The sequence below is a fragment of the Parasphingorhabdus marina DSM 22363 genome (assembly GCF_900128895.1).
Taxonomy (GTDB): domain Bacteria; phylum Pseudomonadota; class Alphaproteobacteria; order Sphingomonadales; family Sphingomonadaceae; genus Parasphingorhabdus; species Parasphingorhabdus marina.
In genome coordinates this window covers 77,994-94,471 of record NZ_FSQW01000002.1, presented here as the reverse complement: position 1 = coordinate 94,471, position 16,478 = coordinate 77,994, and the positions used below count along the sequence as shown (strand labels likewise).

The 16,478-nt window shown below is 59.8% G+C and carries 10 protein-coding genes and 1 riboswitch; of the genes, 2 read left to right on the top strand and 8 right to left on the bottom strand.

What is annotated here, in order from left to right; genetic code table 11:
- Positions 1-21: 21 nt before the first annotated feature.
- From BUQ90_RS09955 to BUQ90_RS09940, 4 genes are all read right to left on the bottom strand, one after another.
- Positions 22-528 carry a RidA family protein gene (locus BUQ90_RS09955; RefSeq protein ID WP_074205087.1) on the bottom strand — a complete coding sequence of 169 codons (507 nt, stop codon included), beginning with the start codon at positions 526-528 and terminating at the stop codon, positions 22-24.
- Positions 529-639: 111 nt separating this feature from the next.
- A complete protein-coding gene (locus BUQ90_RS09950; protein WP_074205086.1) occupies positions 640-1,587 on the bottom strand; it encodes a S1/P1 nuclease in 948 nt (315 codons plus the stop codon).
- The gene (thiC, locus tag BUQ90_RS09945; RefSeq protein WP_074205085.1) at positions 1,584-3,482 is read right to left on the bottom strand and encodes a phosphomethylpyrimidine synthase ThiC; all 1,899 of its coding nucleotides are present in this window, start codon (positions 3,480-3,482) and stop codon (positions 1,584-1,586) included. The genes BUQ90_RS09950 and thiC overlap by 4 nt, the downstream gene beginning before the upstream one ends.
- An 11-nt stretch (positions 3,483-3,493) precedes the next feature.
- Positions 3,494-3,907, bottom strand: a complete 414-nt coding sequence (locus tag BUQ90_RS09940; RefSeq protein ID WP_084192658.1) for a hypothetical protein — start codon at positions 3,905-3,907, stop codon at positions 3,494-3,496.
- A gap of 55 nt (positions 3,908-3,962) precedes the next feature.
- Positions 3,963-4,073, bottom strand: a riboswitch (TPP riboswitch).
- Between the two features lie 171 nt (positions 4,074-4,244).
- Between BUQ90_RS09940 and BUQ90_RS09935 the strand changes: the two genes are divergently transcribed.
- Positions 4,245-6,824, top strand: coding sequence for a flavin-containing monooxygenase (locus BUQ90_RS09935; protein ID WP_074205084.1), 2,580 nt, complete (start codon positions 4,245-4,247; stop codon positions 6,822-6,824).
- A gap of 21 nt (positions 6,825-6,845) precedes the next feature.
- Here BUQ90_RS09935 and BUQ90_RS09930 read toward each other — a convergent pair whose 3' ends face one another.
- The 4 genes from BUQ90_RS09930 to BUQ90_RS09915 all read right to left on the bottom strand — a co-directional run bounded on the left by BUQ90_RS09930 (position 6,846) and on the right by BUQ90_RS09915 (position 13,238).
- Positions 6,846-8,696 (bottom strand): monovalent cation:proton antiporter-2 (CPA2) family protein, encoded by a 1,851-nt coding sequence (locus BUQ90_RS09930; protein ID WP_074205083.1) that lies wholly within the window; start codon positions 8,694-8,696, stop codon positions 6,846-6,848.
- Entirely contained in the window at positions 8,696-9,340 is a 645-nt protein-coding gene (locus BUQ90_RS09925) for a GNAT family N-acetyltransferase (RefSeq protein ID WP_074205082.1), read from the bottom strand. The genes BUQ90_RS09930 and BUQ90_RS09925 overlap by 1 nt, the downstream gene beginning before the upstream one ends.
- 12 nt (positions 9,341-9,352) lie before the next feature.
- Positions 9,353-11,890, bottom strand: coding sequence for a penicillin-binding protein 1A (locus BUQ90_RS09920; protein ID WP_074205081.1), 2,538 nt, complete (start codon positions 11,888-11,890; stop codon positions 9,353-9,355).
- A 103-nt stretch (positions 11,891-11,993) separates the two neighbouring features.
- Positions 11,994-13,238 (bottom strand): N-acetylmuramoyl-L-alanine amidase, encoded by a 1,245-nt coding sequence (locus BUQ90_RS09915; protein WP_074205080.1) that lies wholly within the window; start codon positions 13,236-13,238, stop codon positions 11,994-11,996.
- Between the two features lie 514 nt (positions 13,239-13,752).
- On the opposite strand from BUQ90_RS09915, the gene BUQ90_RS09910 reads away from it, so the two are divergent.
- Positions 13,753-16,410, top strand: a complete 2,658-nt coding sequence (locus BUQ90_RS09910; RefSeq protein ID WP_074205079.1) for an Rne/Rng family ribonuclease — start codon at positions 13,753-13,755, stop codon at positions 16,408-16,410.
- The last annotated feature ends 68 nt before the right edge of the window (positions 16,411-16,478 follow it).

The window sequence follows — 16,478 nt, the reverse complement described above, 5'->3', positions numbered from 1 at the left end:
GGCGAAAGAACCTGGGAAGTCTCACTCCGCTGGCAGCCCCTCCCCCTTCGGCGACACGCGCGCGGTGATCTTGATTTCGACGAGCCCGTCCGGGGAAAAGAGCCGGTCTATGTCGATCGCGGTCCAGGCCGGAAATGGCGCTTTCACATAGCGGTTCTTGACCGCCGACAGCACCGGCATCGATTGCTCGATATCGACATGATAGGTGGTCATGTCGATGACGTCGTCCCAGCTCGATCCGGCGCGTTCGAGGATCTTGCCGATATGGGCGAAGACCCGGTCATAGGCCTGCTCTTCGGTCATGCCTTCCCGCGGCGGGCCGACAATGATTCCCGACAGATAGACCGTGCCATTGTGGATGGTGGCTTCGGAAAAGCCGAACTGATCGAAAAAGACCCGGTTCTCCGGTTTTTCCGGCATGACGGTCTGTTTCGGTTCCGCGGCGGCGGGCGCGGACAGCGCAAGCATTGCTGCCGGTGCGGTTATGAGTGCTTTTGCCAGCGCGCTTTTGTCGAGCAGTCGTGCCATGATGTATCTCCCTTTGGCGGGATGTTTAGCAGGGTAGTGATGAGAGCACCAGATTGGGAGTAGGTGGCGGCCCTGTACTTACCCGCCCTCGGCTCTTTCCTCTCCCACCGATCACAAAGCCGCCCGGAACACATCCGCCAGCCGGTAACCGCCCGTCACCACTCGGCGTTTGGACAAAGCCACGGTGAAGTGGTTTTCCCATGCGGTCATGACCGGAGCATCTTCTCCTTCCGGCACCGCTTGCAGGGCTGTGCCGCGATAGGCGCCGCGTCCGGCCAGCAGCATGCTCTCGTCGAGCCAATTGGCAAATTGCTGTTCGATGGAACCACTGTAAACGAGCCCCTTGATTGCGCCGCGCGGGATCTCGGTTTGCAGTGGCCTGGCCCACTTCACCACGGTCGCCTCCGGTTCGCCTTCCGCATCCAGGGCATAGTCCCAATATTCATGTAGCGACGTGGCTTTTTCACCGGCAGTGCTGCGCACAAAGGCTTCAAGCCCTGCACGGTCGGTGCCGATGAAATCCCAGGTGAGCTGGTGTCCGGCGTGGAGCGGCTGCTGGATATCGCCGACGATGTGCGCGATCCAGCCGACGGCAATAGCGCGGTCACGCAAAGGCGCTTCGGTATCGGCCAGGATGGCGAAATGCCGGGAAAAGGCTTCGCTGGCCTGCCCGTTGCGGAACGGCCAGAGCCAGGTCCATCCGGACACGACCTGCAATTCATAATGGCATTCATAGCAATCGAATTCCGGATCATCGCGAATATCATCCGGCCAGCGCGCCAGCCATTGCAGCAACACACGGACCCGTTCCGGTCCCTCTATCCCCTCGGCATGCTGACGGAGCCGGTCAATGTGCGGATGGGCCGCAATGATCCTGTCCAGTTCGACAAGCACATCCCCGTCGCTGCGCGCCAGATCATCATAGGCAATTGCGCCGGTGGTCATATGCGCTCCGTGCGACCAGGCATGGGCAGGAGCAGCGAGCGGCAGCGCGCCCGACGCCCACAAGACTGAAATCCACGCAGCGACAATGCGGCTTACGCGCAGGCTTTCAATCATTCCACCTCGTCCGCCGGCAGATAGAGCCGGTCGCCTTTCTCCTTATATTTCTCCGCCATTTCGCGCATGCCTTCTTCCGCGGCGGCCTTGCTTGCTGCGGCCGTATCGGCACCGAGTTTCTCGCTGGCGATAAAGCCTTCCGCGCTCTGGTTCTGTTTGCCGGCAAATTCGCGGACTTCCTGACTGATCTTCATGCTGCAGAATTTCGGCCCGCACATCGAACAGAAATGCGCCGTTTTCGCGCCTTCTGCCGGAAGCGTCTGGTCGTGAAACTCTTCCGCCGTGTCGGGATCGAGTGACAGGTTGAACTGATCGCGCCAGCGGAATTCGAAGCGCGCCTTGCTGAGCGCATCGTCGCGAACCTGCGCCGCCGGATGGCCTTTGGCGAGATCCGCCGCATGGGCCGCGAGCTTGTAGGTCACCACGCCGACCTTCACATCATCGCGGTCGGGAAGACCCAGATGCTCCTTGGGCGTGACATAGCAAAGCATCGCCGTGCCGTACCAGCCGATCTGCGCCGCGCCGATGCCGCTGGTGATATGGTCATAGCCGGGCGCGATATCGGTGGTGAGAGGTCCCAGCGTGTAGAAAGGCGCCTCGCCACAGACTTCGAGCTGCTTGGTCATATTCTCCCTGATCTTGTGCATCGGAACATGACCCGGCCCTTCGATCATCACCTGGACATCCTCTTTCCACGCCCGGTGGGTCAGCTCGCCCAGCGTGTAGAGTTCGGAGAATTGCGCCTCGTCATTGGCATCGGCAATCGAGCCGGGACGGAGGCCGTCGCCGAGGCTGTAGGCGATGTCGTAAGCCTTCATGATCTCGGTAATGTCGTCGAAATGCTCGTAGAGGAAACTTTCCTTGTGATGCGCGAGGCACCATTTCGCCATGATCGACCCGCCGCGACTGACGATGCCGGTGACGCGCTTCGCCGCCATCGGTACATAGGGCAGTCGGACGCCGGCATGGATGGTGAAATAGTCGACGCCCTGCTCCGCCTGTTCGATCAGCGTGTCGCGGAAAATTTCCCAGGTCAGATCCTCGGCAACGCCGCCGACCTTTTCGAGCGCCTGATAGATCGGCACGGTCCCGATCGGCACCGGCGAGTTGCGGATGATCCATTCGCGCGTGTCGTGGATGTTGCGGCCGGTAGACAAATCCATCACCGTGTCCGCACCCCAGCGGATCGACCAGACCATCTTGTCGACTTCATTGGCCACGTCAGACGCGACGGCGGAATTCCCGATATTCGCATTGATCTTGACGAGGAAATTGCGGCCAATCGCCATCGGTTCGGTTTCCGGGTGATTGATGTTGGACGGAATGATCGCCCGGCCCCGCGCCACTTCGTCGCGAACAAATTCCGGCGTGACATAATCCGGGATGGACGCGCCAAAGCTTTCACCATCACGGACATATTCCTTGAGCCGCTCGCGACCGAGATTTTCGCGCTCAGCGACATATTCCATTTCCGGAGTAATGATCCCCTGTCGCGCATAATGCATCTGGCTGACATTCTTGCCCGGCTTCGCGCGCAAAACCTTGCGGCGGACATTGGGGAACGGATCGACACCGCCGCTGCGGTCGGGACCGAGCTGGCCATTATCTTCCGGCTTTACCTCGCGCTGGGTGACTTCCTCGACGTCATCGCGGCCGCGAATCCATTGCCCGCGCAGTTCGTTGAGGCCGGTGGAAATATCAATGAGCGCTTCGGGATCGGTATAGGGACCCGAGGTGTCATAGACTCTGACCGGATCTTCCCCGCCCTCGAGGAGGATCTCGCGCATCGCCACACGAATGCCACTGCCGCTATGGGCCGCGACGTGAATCTTTTTCGAACCGCGGATCGGGCCGGTTGTGACACCAATTTCGGTTTTTGCGGGGAGATCAGCCATGGATATTTTCCTTATGTTGCAACTTGTAGCCGCCACAGGGCGACGAAAATGATGAGGATGCCGAGGACCAGCGAAAGGATTGCCCAGATGCGCAGACCGCTGCCCATCATCTTGCCGGCAAAGTTCAGAAACCAGTCCCCAAACGCAAAGATCAGCACGCCTTCGAGGAAGATCCACACACCGAGCACGGTGATCAGGATCGACAGCCAGTCGGTGGGGTTGAAGGGGTTGACCAGAAATATCGTCGCGCCGAGCACGAGCGTGATCATGCCGGTGAGAAACTGCAGCGCCCGGCTGCGCTTCACATCGGACAGCATATCGGCCCAGAAACCAGGTTGGCGCAATTCGCCCAGACCCGCAGCAAAGGCATAGAGCCCAAAGAAGAATGTGATCCAGGCAGTGATCGTGTCTGCATTGGCCATCATGTCTCTCCTCTTGCAAGGAAGAAAGCGCTGGCCGGAATTTTTCCGCGAGGGAATATTCAAACTGCCGCTCCCTCCCTCCGCCGATATTAATCGGATCAGGTTCAACGGGTCGCGGTACACTCCGCTCTCAATCCCTGCGTAAACAGGGACTCCCCGGGGATGCCCACCATGGTAGGGATTTCGCCGCGCCTTGTCATGAAGAATCTGCCGACCCGGAGTGATAGACAGCGACAATGGTTCGCAGGCAACCCTCCCACAGTTAAGAGTTATGGTCTGGTCAGGCCTTGTGCTAGCTTTTGAACAAACACGGCCACAGAGTCGCAAGATGGAGCGGAGAATGACTGAAATGCCCAAGAAAAACCTGGATGTTGTCGTTGCAGGCGCCGGCTTTGCCGGGCTCTATCTGCTGCACAAGTTTAGGGAAATGGGCTTGACCCCGCGCGCCTTTGAAGCCGGAGATGATGTCGGCGGCACCTGGTACTGGAACCGGTATCCCGGCGCCCGCTGCGACATCGAAAGCATCGACTATTCCTTCAGCTTTGATCCGGAGCTGGAGCAGGAATGGCAATGGACAGAAAAATATGCCACCCAGCCGGAAATCCTGAGCTACGCTCAGCATGTTGCGGACCGCTTCGACTTGCGGAAAGACATCACCTTTGCCACGCGAGTGGAGAAAGCGGTCTGGGACGAAGACGATGCCCTCTGGACAGTGACCACCGACCAGGGCGAAACCGTCACCGCCCGGTTCTTCATCATGGCCACCGGATGCCTTTCCGAGCCCAAGGATATCGACATTGACGGCGTGGAGAATTTCTCGGGGGAGATTTATCGCACGCACAGCTGGCCGCATGAAGGCGTGAATTTTACCGGCAAGACGGTCGGCGTCATCGGCACCGGATCTTCCGGTATCCAGTCGATCCCGCTGATTGCGGAGCAGGCCGAAAACACAACGGTGTTCCAGCGGACCGCCAATTATTCCATTCCCGCCGGAAACGGTCCGATTGCGCCGGAAAAGCTCGCCGTCACCGAACATTATCAGGACTATCGCGCCGAAGCGCGCAAGACCCGTGTGGGCGTGCCCGGCAAGGAGGCCATGGACTTTGCGCTGACGGTTTCGGAAGAAGAGCGGCAGGAGCGGTATGAAGAGCTCTGGGCCAAGGGTGCCATTCCGCATCTCGGATCCGAATTTGCCGATATCCTGCTCAACGAGGAAGCCAACGAAACACTGGCGGAATTTGTCCGCAGCAAGGTGCGGAGCAAGATCGAGGATCCGGAGCTCGCCGAAATACTGACGCCGACGGAGTTCCCGATCTGCACGAAACGTGCCTGCCTCGACACCAATTATTACGAGACGTTCAACAAATCCAATGTCGACCTCGTTGATATCAGGAAGAACCCGATCCGGACGATCACGGAAAGCGGTATCGCTACACAGGACAAGGAATTTGATTTCGACGCGATTGTCTTCGCGACCGGATTTGATGCCATGACCGGGGCACTGATGGCTGTGGATATCCGGGGCCGGGATGGCCAGAGCCTCCGCAAAAAATGGGAGCATGGCCCGCTCAATTATCTGGGCCTCACAGTTGAGGGCTTTCCCAATTTCTTCATGATTACCGGTCCGGGCAGTCCGTCCGTGATGACCAACATGGTCCTGTCAATCGAGCAGCATGTCGAATGGATTGCAGATTGCCTGGGCTATATGGCCGACAATAATCTGTCCGTTATCGAACCCACGGCAACGGCGGAAAATGGCTGGGTCGACTATGTCACGGCAACCGCCGACATGACTCTCTTTCCCAAGGCCAAATCCTGGTACATGGGGGCCAATGTTCCAGGCAAGCCCCGCGTGTGCCTGCCCTATCTCGGAGGCGCGGCGGCCTATCGCCGGGCCTGCGATGATGTCGCGGCAGACGACTATCTCGGTTTCCGGTTTGATGGCAGCGAAGGCTCGCAGTGCAACGACGGCCTGGTCCGGCGGCAACAACCGGATGTTGTCGCCCTGCTTGAAGCGCTGGCAGAAATGGAACTGCCACCCTTTGAAACCCTGTCCGCGCAAGACGCCCGCGAAGTTTCTGTCGCGATGAATGCCGCCAACCCGCCAGGGCCAGCGGTTGGCGAAGTGGCTGACGGGAAGTTCCCGGGTGCAGCAAGCGAACTGGATTATCGCCTGTACCGCCCCGACACGGCCGGTCCGCATCCGGTTGCCGTTTATTTTCATGGCGGTGGCTGGGTATTGGGCGATCATGCGTCCGATGACGCCTTCTGCCGCGATCTGTGCGTCAATTCGGATAGCATCATCATATCTGCCAACTATCGGCACGGACCGGAGGACCGGTTCCCGGCGGCGGCGGATGACGGTTTTGCCGCCCTGCAATGGGTGGCTGACAATGCCGAAAGCCTGGGCGGTATTCCGGGAGAACTGGCCGTTTGTGGCTGGAGCGCCGGCGGCAATATCGCCGCCGTCGTCAGTCAGCTGGCCCGCGACGCCGGGGGCCCCGCGATCCGGGGTCAGATCCTGATCACGCCCGTGGTTGATGGCACGGATGACAGTCCTTCGATGACAGAAAATGCCGAAGGTTTTGTTTTGACCAAAGCGCTGATGGACTGGTTCTGGGATCACTATGCCGACCCGTCCGAGCGTAGCGACCCCCGGGCCTCCCCCCTGCTCGCGGACAGCCTCGCCGGCCTGCCTCCTGCGTTCATTGTGACCGGGGAATTTGATCCCCTGCGCGATCAGGGCATGGCCTATGCCGAGGCGCTGGCGGCGGCAGGAACACCGGCGCGAGGCATTGTGGCACCCGGCCAGATCCACACGTCATTCACTGCTGTCGGGGCCATTCCTACGGCGAACGGAATCCGCGCGGAAATTGCAAACGAGCTGAAAAGTTGTTTCCGGGCACTGGAAACCGTCTGACCGCAATGTCGGTTCGCCGATCTATTGCATCCCGTCCCGGTTGCGGACGGCAATAATCTGTTCGCGGAGCTCCGGCTCCCACTCTTCCTGAAGCTGGCGGACTTTCGCGAGCAGGGCTTCATTCTCCCAGGACGGAATATCGATGTCATATACGTCGGCAAATTCGATCATCGACTTGCGATCCGCATCCCGGAATATGTCGACCATTTCATCTGCCGTTTCGCGCGATATGCCGATCGCCTCAAAAGCCGATCGTCCCATGCGCAGCGAACTGTCATAGGTCTCGCGGATAATGTCCCGGCAGCCGACTGACCACAGCGCATAGACGTGATCGCGATCCACCGCCCGCGCCATGACATGCAGGTCGGGATAATGGTGCACCGCATATTGCACGAGCTTCGTGATCTGCTCCTTGTCATCGATCGCGACGATCAACAGCTTCGCTTCCTCGACCCCCGCGGAGCGCAGCAGGTCGGGTCGGGTGGCATCGCCGAAATAGGCATTGATGCCGAATTTCTGCAATCGGCCGAGCTGTTCGGAGCTGAAATCGATTACGGTGGACTTATATCCCGCACTTTCCAGAATCCGGTCCACGATACCGCCGACGCGCCCGCGTCCGGCTATGATGATCGGGCTGATATCGTCAATCTCATCCGCTTCCCGGTGCTGCTCACGATTGTAGCGCGGGGCGATCACACGGTCATAGAGAATGAACAGCAGCGGAGTCAGCAGCATCGACAGCGCCACGATCAGCAGCAGCTTGTCAGCCAGCGCTGTTGGTAAAATCCCGTTGGCGTCCGTGAAGGCGAGCAGGACAAAACCGAATTCCCCAGCCTGGGCCAGCCCGAGCGAAAACAGCCAACGATGGGCACCCGGAATGTTGAACAGCATGGACAGCACCAGCAGCACGATGATCTTGATGGCTATCAAGCCAAGGGTCAGCGCAATAATCGGCCCGGCATTATCCATCAGCAAGGCGAAGTTGATACCGGCGCCGACAGTCATGAAGAACAGGCCGAGCAAAAGCCCCTTGAACGGTTCGATATCCGATTCCAGTTCATGGCGATATTCGCTGTTGGCGAGCACGACACCGGCGAGGAAGGTCCCCAGTGCCGGAGACAGCCCGACCAGCGACATCAGCAAGGCGATGCCAATGATCATCATCAATGCAGCGGCCGTAAACAGCTCGCGTAACTGTGCCGCGGCGATGAAGCGGAAGATGGGCCGGGTCAGATAATTGCCGCCCAGAACCACAAAGGCGATGGCTCCCAGTGTGACCAGCGCGGTTTGCCAGGCATTAAGATCGGCGACCAGACTGAGACCTTCGTCATGCCCGGCATCTGCCGTGGCCGCCAGTTCCGGAATCGCCAGCAAGGGCAGCAAGGCCAGCATCGGGATAACCGCGATATCCTGGAACAGCAGCACCGAAAAACTCGCCTGTCCGCCATCGCTGCGCATCAGACCCTTTTCATTGAGTGTCTGCAGCACGATAGCGGTGGAAGACAAGGCGAGGACAAGGCCAATCGCCAGTGCAACATGCCAGGTCTCGCCGAGGACCATCGCCAATGCCATGATCGCAGCGGCAGTGCCGATAACCTGCCCTCCGCCCAGACCGGCGAGCCGTCCGCGCATCTCCCAGAGCAGTTTCGGCTCCAGCTCCAGTCCGATAAGGAACAGCATCATCACGACACCAAATTCGGCAAAATGCTGAACCGCCACGACATCGACACCCAGGAAATTGAGGGTCGGACTGATCAAAATGCCGGCGATCAGATAGCCCAGAACCGATCCGAGCCCGAGCCGCGACGCGATCGGAACAGCAATTACGCCCGCAATCAGAAAGATGAAGGCGAGCAGCAGAAAATCGGCCATCAGCCGGTCTGTCCCGATACGGCAGCGCCAGCTTTCCGCTGCATCGCCTCCAGCGGCGGGGACTCCGGAAGCGGATGAAACAGCTCGATACGTTCAAAGCCGAGACTGTTGTAAAAGCCGCGGTTGGCCGGGTTGGAGTTTTCGAGATAGATCATCGTCCCGGTGCGATCGGCGGCATCCAGAACCGGGGCCAGCAACTTGCGCCCCAGCCCGCGACCGCGCCCGGTTCCCTTCACCCCGACGGTAAACAGATAGGCGTGCGGTTCGCTCGGATGATGGGCCTCCATCGCTTCCCCCGCCGCCTTGCCGCGTTTCAGGGCTCCCAGTCCGCCGTTGAAAAAGAGCCCGCCATAAAGCGCCGGCAATGCCCTGAGCGGCGTGTCCAGATTGCCACCGGGCAGCATCCACATCGCTGCGGCCTGGTCCTCGCCGTCCTCTTCCAGTATCTGGCAACAGCCGTCGCGGCCATAGACATGGCGTGCCAAAACCTCGAATGTCCGGTGCATTCCCTTGTAACTGGCAAACAGCCAGTTGTTGAACGGATCGTCGCGAAAAGCATCTGCGGTGATGTCCGCGAGCAGCCTCGCCTGGCCCTGATCCACGTTGCGGATACCCTGGGACGCTGCGATATCCGCCGCCTTCATGTGGCGCGGAACCTAATAGATCCCGCCCTCTTCCTGGAGGAACTCATTGTCGTTGCGAGCCGGTCCGGTGCTGCGAAGCCCGGCGTCAGCGGCGCGTGCGCGGGCAGCCGCCTGCTCAGCCGCCAGCTGGGCCTTGCGCGCTTCCAGACGGGCCAGAAGCTCTTCCTTGCGGATCGACCGCCGGGGCTCGGTTTCGGGCTTGAACACATCCCATATCACCGGCGAACGGGGGTCATCGCTTGGCCAGCCGCCAAATACGCGCTTGCCGCTCTTGCGATCAACCCGCACCATGCGGATGCCCCTGGGCGCGACAAATGGCGTCTTCGGCATGCCCGCCATGGCTTTCTCTGCAAACTGCCGGAAGATAGGAGCTGCCAGCGTGCCACCCTGAGCATAGCCACCCATGTTCCGCGGCTGGTCAAATCCCATGTAGACACCCGCAACCATGTCGGGAGAACCGCCAACAAACCAGACATTGGTCGGTCCGCTCGCCGTGCCCGTCTTTCCGAACAGTGGCCGGTTCAGGCTTTTGAGGTTTTGAGCGGTCCCGCGGGTAATCACACCTTCGAGAATATTGACCATCTGATAGGCGGTCATCGGATTCATCAGCTGCTTGCCTGCCGGACGCGGGCGCGGCATCGGCTGGCCGTCCCAGTCCGGCATGTTGCAATTCTCGCAATTGCGCGTGTCGGCCCGCAAGATCACCTTGCCGCTGCGATCCTGGACATAGTCGATCAGCGTCGGCTGCAGTTCACGGCCATGATTGACCAGCATCGAATAGGCGTTGGTCAGCTTGGTCACCGTCGTGTCCCCTGCCCCAAGCGCAAATGCCAGATAAGGCTGATAGTCCCCGATACCCATCGTCTTGATCGTCTTGACGACATTGTCCATGCCGGCGTCATTCGCGGCGCGGACGGTCATCAGGTTACGGGATTGTTCGACACCCCAGCGCAGGGTCTGCGCTCCGGCCCCGCGCGAACCGCCGAAATTGCGGAAGCATTTCCGCCCCAGAGCCGCCGACTGATACACACAGAAGGGACTGTCGACGATGATCGAAGCCGGCGTCATGCCCTGATCCAGCGCGGTTGCGTAAACAAAGGGCTTGATTGTTGAACCTGGCTGCCGTTCCGCCTGTGTGGCCCGGTTGAAACTGCTCATCCGGTCGTCAAACCCGCCCTGCATCGCCCAGACCCGTCCATTGCGCGGATTCTGCACGACCATGCCGCCAGAGACTTCCGGAACATTTTCGAGCCGGTAGCTGCTGCCGCTCACCGGGCTGACGGCGATGATGTCGCCAGCTTTCAATCTGTCGGGCACGCTCGCAACCCGGCCGGTCGTTCCGTCGGAAAAACCGATTTCCGCACCGTTACCACTGCGGGAGATGGCAACCGCCACCCGCCAGTTGGAATAGTCGGTCGCGATAAAGGTTGATGCCAGGCGCTGTGCCCAGTCCTCATCAATTTCGATGGTGTTAATCGGGCCGCCCCATCCCTTGCCGCGGCTGTAGCGAAGCAGGCCGTTACGCAGCGCGGTCTTGGTCATTTCCTGCAGCTCGGGATTGAGCGAGGTCCGTACCCAGAGGCCGCCCGAATAAACGCTGTAGGGGCTTTCGCCATCTTCGTTGGCCTCGCCAAAGCGTTCGATCAGTTCCCGCCGGACTTCCTCGATGAAATAGCCACCCACTCGCTCGAACCGCGGACCGGAGCGCCGCACGGTCCCCAATGGTTGTGCCCGGGCGGAATCGTGCTGGTCTTCCGAGATCCAGCCATTTTCCAGCATTTCACCCAGCACCCAGTTGCGCCGGTTGACTGCCCGTTGCGCGTTATTTTCCGGCCGATAGTTGGACGGGCCCTTCGGCAGGATCGCCAGATAAGCCATCTCGTGCAGCGCCAGTGCGTCCACGTCTTTTGCAAAATAGGCCTGGGCTGCGGCCTGGACACCATAGGCATTCCGTCCCAGGAAAATCTGGTTGAGATAGAGCTCGAGAATCTCTTCTTTCGTGAGAACTTCTTCAATCCGGTAGGCGAGCAGCGCTTCGCGCACTTTCCGGCGATAGGAAACCTCGTTGGTCAGCAGCAGGTTTTTCGCCACCTGCTGTGTGATGGTGGACGCACCCACGGGCCGGCCACTGTTCGAAATATTGGTGACGATGGCCGTGGCGATACCGGGATAGTCGAGCCCGCCATGTTCAAAAAAGGTGCGATCTTCTGCCGCCAGATAGGCGCGAACGAGCAGTGCCGGATATTCGGCGAACTCCAGCTGCACCCGGCGTTCGCGGGCATAGCTGTGAATCGGTTCCCCGTCATAAGCCCGTACTGTGGTTGGCAGCGGCGGCTCATATTGCTGTAGCGCCGCTGCATCCGGAAGGTCCCGGGCGAAGAGCGCCCAGATCGCAAGCCAGCCAAGCAGACACAGGGCCATGAACCCCAGAAACAGCCGAAACCATTTCTTCTGCCAGACCCGTTCCAGGGCAGCTACCAGACCTCCGGTATTGCGCTCCAGCTTGTAGGCCAGGCTTTCGCTGGCAGTATTTTCGCTTTCATCGACCATATGGAGCGGGTTCTAGCACCGTTGAGACGATTTTCCAGCCAATAACGCGTAAATTTTTGCAGCTTCTACCGGCCGTGCCAGATGCAGGATCCGGTGCGGGATTTTACCGTTGCGCCAGTTTCCGGGCGAAATGGGTCTCGATCGCCGTAGCCACTCCGTCGGCCACGCGGGCCCGGCCGTCCAGTGAGCTCAAAAACGCCGCATCATTGCGATTGGTCAGGTAACCCGCCTCAAAAAGAACGGACGGGGTGTCGGGCGCCTTCAGAACCACGAACGAGGCAAAACGATGCGGATTGTTCCGAAACGGCATCTTTCTGCGGCCCTCGCGATGGAGCAATTTGGCGAAATCCGCGGAGACGTTCATCGTTTCTCTCTGCGTCAGATCAATCAGGATTGATGATACCTCGCGATTGGCACCACCGAGGTTGACACCATTGATAATGTTCGACTTGTTTTCCCGCGCGGCCAGCTTTGAAGCCTCGCGGTCGGAAGCCACTTCGGATAGCGTGTAAACGGTAGCTCCAGATGCCTCTTCATTGCCCGCAGCATCGGCATGCAACGAGATGAACAGATCCGCACCCAGCCTGCGGGCGATGCCGTAACGCTCCTCCAGCACCAGAAACTTGTCGGTTTCGCGGGTCAGTGCCACGCGCACTCGGCCACTGTCGACCAGCCGGTCGCGGATCGCCTTGGCAATGGCCAGCGTCACGTCCTTTTCGCGCTGGTTCCCGTGCGGGGAAATGGCGCCCGGGTCATGCCCGCCATGGCCCGCATCGATAACCACCAGCGGCCGTTCGGGATCGTCAGGCCCGCTGATTTTCGGCAGTTTCACACTGTCTTTCGGCCGGCCGAGCGGCACTTTGACAGAATAGGTGTTTTTCGGTGGCTCGGCCCGGAATTGTGCCGGCGGCAGAAAATTTTTCCGCACGCCAGTCCCGGCCACACCCGACACCGGTTTGAGTTTCAGACGCAGACTTTTTCCATCGGCAGAGAATTGACCTCCGGTGACAATCGCGGGCTGCTTGAGGTCGAAGACGATGCGCGCGGTCTGCGGATCAAACTGTCCCTGCCGCACCGCTTTCACAATACCCGAAGCCCTGCCGCCGCGACCTGCCTGACCACCCCGGACATCAATTGCAATCCGGTCAGGACCGGCGAGCGTGAACGTGGAAGCCCCTTCCACGAGACCATCAAAAGCCACGAATATCTCGGTGCTGCCGGAGTCTATCCGCTTGATGCCCGCTGCATCCGCTGGCTGCGTGGCAAGGACTGAAGCTGCGAGGAGGGAGACCAGACTCATGCCGACCTTATGCATTGATGCCGTCATGTCGGTCCAGTCAAAATTCATATGGTACGTCCCCGCCGCAATCGTGATGAACAGGTCATTAAGCATGAACCGGTAAGGAGCCGTGAAATGACAGGGTTAACAGGATGTTTACCATAAACCCGGAGAAGGTGGTGTGGGCCGGGGACAAACATGAGTGTCACACCCTTTGACAGTTTGTGTTGCCGATCCCCGATGACGGTGCTAGCACCAACGCCATGTTGACCGGATTTATCCGCTGAACATCACAAGATACCGGGAATTGACCCGGTACTACCAGGTTGACGCGACATGAGACATGACATTTCCGGCTTAGAAAGACATGCCACTGGCAGTGCTTTCATGATCGGACAGTCCCCGGCTGACGGCTGGGGCCATGCAGTTGTTGCAGACACATATTTTTCACAAACCTTTCCAAACAACCGGATGACGCCGCCCGCCCCCCTATTCGGGGTATTCGGCAAGAAGACGTTGTCCCCAAATGATCGCATGGCCCCACCGGGCTCCAGCCCGCCGCGCCATGCCAGGAGTATATTGAATGACAACGCGCATGTTAATCGACGCGCGCCACCAGGAAGAAACCCGGGTGGCGGTCGTAAAAGGAAACAAGATTGAGGAATTCGATTTTGAATCTTCCGAGCACAAGCAGCTCAAAGGCAACATCTATCTAGCCAAGGTTACCCGGGTCGAGCCGTCACTACAGGCCGCATTTGTGGACTATGGCGGCAATCGCCACGGTTTCCTCGCCTTTTCGGAAATCCATCCCGACTATTACCAGATACCCAAGGAAGACCGGGAACGCCTGCTGGCCGAAGAAGCCGAACATGCGGCCGAAGAAGCCGCATTGCGGGCCCAGGAAGAAGAAGAGGAAGACGCGCCCGCCGACATGGTGCGCAGCGAAGCCACCGAGGAGCTGGACACCGCGCTGGTGGAAGTCGAAAAAGACGAAAGCGTGGACACGATCGACGTCACCGAAGGCGAAATACCTTCGGAAGACGCATCAGATGATGATGATGACGAAGACGATTCCGATGATGGCGAAGACGATGGAGATTCCGGATCCGACGACGCCGATGAAGACAAGGACGGCGAAGACTCCGACGAAAACGACGCGGCGGAAGGCAAAAAGGGCAAGGGACGGCGCGGACGCGGTGGCAAAGGCCGGCGGGGACGCGGCGGACGCGGCAAGGGCAATGTCGCCAAGGCCAGCGATCAGGCGCGCCAGAAGCGCATGGCTCTGCGCAAGCGCTACAAGATTCAGGACGTTATCCAGCGCCGCCAGGTGGTCCTGGTCCAGGTCGTCAAGGAAGAACGCGGCAACAAGGGTGCCGCCCTCACCACTTATCTGAGCCTCGCGGGTCGCTATTGCGTCCTGATGCCCAACACCTCGCATGGTGGCGGCATCAGCCGGAAAATCAACAATGCCGGCGACCGCAAGCGCCTGAAATCGATCATCGCGGATCTGAAACTGCCGCCAACCATGGGCTGCATCGTTCGCACGGCGGGCCTGTCGCGGACCAAGCCTGAAATCAAGCGGGACTTCGACTATCTCGCCCGGCTGTGGGACGAAATTCGCGAGAATACCCTGGGTGCGGTCGCGCCCAGTCTGATCCACAGTGACAGCGACCTGATCAAGCGCGCCATCCGCGACATTTATAATCGCGAGATAGAGGAAGTGCTGGTCGAAGGGGCGGACGGTTACAAGGCCGCCAAGGATTTCATGAAATTGCTGATGCCGAGCCACAGCCGGCGGGTGAAAAGCTATGCCGATCCGGTGTCGCTGTTCCAGCGCTATGGCGTGGAGGACCAGCTGTCCGCCATGTATCAGCCGGAAGTGCAGTTGAAATCGGGCGGTTATCTGGTCATCAATCCGACCGAAGCGCTGGTATCCATCGACATCAACTCCGGGCGTTCGACCCGCGAGCACGGCATCGAGGCCACGGCGGTCAAGACCAATCTCGAAGCCGCGGCAGAAATTGCCAGGCAATTGCGCCTGCGTGATATGGCCGGACTGGTCGTGATCGATTTTATCGACATGGATCGGCACGGCAATATCCGCAAAGTCGAACGGGCGATGCGCGATGCGCTCAAGAATGACCGGGCGCGGATTCAGGTTGGCCGGATTTCCAGCTTTGGCCTGCTCGAAATGAGCCGCCAGCGCCTGCGCACCGGTGTGCTGGAGGCCTCGACCAAGGTTTGCCCACATTGCGAAGGGACCGGCCTGGTCCGGACCGCTTCGTCCAGCGCTCTTTCCGCGCTGCGGCTGATCGAGGAAGAGGCCGCCAAGGGCAAGGCTCGTCAGATCACGCTGACTGCCAGCCAGGAAGCCACCATTTATGTGCTGAACAGCAAGCGGCACGAGCTGGAAGAAATCGAGAAACGCTATGGCGTCTCGGTCCAGATCACGCCCGATGGCCAGGATGAAGGCGCCCGGATGGAAGTCTCCGGTACCGGCGGACCGCCGGCCAATGCGCCCAAATTTGAGCCCATTGTCGATGAGGATGACGAGGACGACGGTCCCGAGGCCAGAGACGATCGGTCCGGTGACGACAAGCCCAAAAAACGCCGCAGACGCCGGGGCCGCCGCGGCCGCGGTGGCGACCGGGCGGAAAAAGGGCCGGATCAGTCTGATCAGGATACGGACAGCAAGCCCGAAGACTCCGGTGAGGCGTCATCCGCAGACTCCGATGAAAAGGCGCCCGCAAAGACCCGGGCCCGCAAGTCGAAGAGCGATGATGATGACGGTGAAGAAAAGCCGAAACGCAAACGTCGTTCCAGGAAGGCTGAAGACACAAAGGATGAAGCCGAAACGGCTGATGCCGGGACTGCCGAAGCCGAAGCGGAAGAAAAGCCCAAGCGGCGGCGGGCACCCCGCAAGGCTGCAGCGGTAAAAGAGGAAACGGCAGAGGCATCGGATTCCGCAACCGAAGAAAAGCCGAAGCGTGCATCCCGGTCCCGGGCCAAGAAAGCGCCGGAAGCGGAAGCAGACAAGGAAAAGCCGGCAAAGAAGGCGCCCGCGTCCAGGTCCGCCAAAAAACCGACGGAAAAATCCGCTGCCAAAACCGCTGCCAAAACCGCGGCAAAATCTCCCCGGAAAAAGTCGGAAACGACAGAGACTTCGGCTGAAGAATCCGGAAGCCCGGAATCGTCCGACGGCGCACCGCGTCAGGGGTGGTGGCAGCGGACCTTCGGCTAGAGCTGTCGAAACAGGGATTGCGTGAAACCGGATCATCTCCGCGAGGATTGACCCGGTTTCATTTCATC

Coding starts and splice junctions, on each gene's coding strand:
- BUQ90_RS09915 (WP_074205080.1), bottom strand. CDS start 13,238: ATGAATTTTGACTGGACCGACATGACGGCATCAATGCATAAGGTCGGC.
- BUQ90_RS09930 (WP_074205083.1), bottom strand. CDS start 8,696: ATGGCCGATTTTCTGCTGCTCGCCTTCATCTTTCTGATTGCGGGCGTA.
- BUQ90_RS09920 (WP_074205081.1), bottom strand. CDS start 11,890: ATGGTCGATGAAAGCGAAAATACTGCCAGCGAAAGCCTGGCCTACAAG.
- BUQ90_RS09910 (WP_074205079.1), top strand. CDS start 13,753: ATGACAACGCGCATGTTAATCGACGCGCGCCACCAGGAAGAAACCCGG.
- BUQ90_RS09950 (WP_074205086.1), bottom strand. CDS start 1,587: ATGATTGAAAGCCTGCGCGTAAGCCGCATTGTCGCTGCGTGGATTTCA.
- BUQ90_RS09955 (WP_074205087.1), bottom strand. CDS start 528: ATGGCACGACTGCTCGACAAAAGCGCGCTGGCAAAAGCACTCATAACC.
- BUQ90_RS09935 (WP_074205084.1), top strand. CDS start 4,245: ATGACTGAAATGCCCAAGAAAAACCTGGATGTTGTCGTTGCAGGCGCC.
- BUQ90_RS09940 (WP_084192658.1), bottom strand. CDS start 3,907: ATGATGGCCAATGCAGACACGATCACTGCCTGGATCACATTCTTCTTT.
- thiC (WP_074205085.1), bottom strand. CDS start 3,482: ATGGCTGATCTCCCCGCAAAAACCGAAATTGGTGTCACAACCGGCCCG.
- BUQ90_RS09925 (WP_074205082.1), bottom strand. CDS start 9,340: ATGAAGGCGGCGGATATCGCAGCGTCCCAGGGTATCCGCAACGTGGAT.